This is a genomic window from Bifidobacterium kimbladii (assembly GCF_032193675.1).
Taxonomy (GTDB): domain Bacteria; phylum Actinomycetota; class Actinomycetes; order Actinomycetales; family Bifidobacteriaceae; genus Bombiscardovia; species Bombiscardovia kimbladii.
On sequence record NZ_JASTZZ010000020.1, the window covers coordinates 1 to 498 of the forward strand.

Annotated in this window: 2 protein-coding genes; both read right to left on the minus strand. The window is 62.9% G+C overall.

Annotated elements, in window-relative coordinates; genetic code table 11:
- A partial coding sequence (locus QRX41_RS08385; protein ID WP_313839953.1) for an InlB B-repeat-containing protein occupies window positions 1-259 on the minus strand: 259 nt, incomplete at its 3' end.
- A 15-nt stretch (window positions 260-274) separates the two neighbouring features.
- The coding region (locus tag QRX41_RS08390; protein WP_313839951.1) for a 3-hydroxyacyl-CoA dehydrogenase family protein at window positions 275-498 on the minus strand (224 nt) is incomplete at its 5' end.

Consider the following 498-nt stretch of genomic DNA (forward strand, 5'->3'; position numbering starts at 1 on the left):
TCAGGTCCTTGTCGACGGGCCTGCTGAAATCGTAGGCGACCTGACCGGTGAACCATCCGTCGAACAGGAAGCCTTCCCGCGACGGATCGGGGGAGGGGCGCTTGACCCTCCCGTACGGGGAGGGGACAGTCTGGTCTGCTGGTTTGGGGTTTCCGCCGCCCGTGTCGAAGCGGACGGTGAACGCGGATCCTGGTTCCGCAGCCCGTGCCGGCGGCTGGTCGACCGTGTACGCAAGGCTCCTGGCGAAAGGCTCACAGATGTGGCAGACAGGCGATCAGGCCTTAAGGAAGTCCTCATCCTTGTAACGCGGGTTCGGATAGTCATAGAATCCGTGGCCTGCGTCACTGCCGGTCTTCCCCTCGTCGAGCATCTTCCTGACCTTCTCCAGGAAGGGCTTGAAGTCGGGGTCGTCGCCTTTCTGTTCTTCGATGATGTTGTAAATGGTCCGCAGGCCGACCGCGTCATAGGCGCCGAAGGGGCCAACGGGCGAGCCAGTGC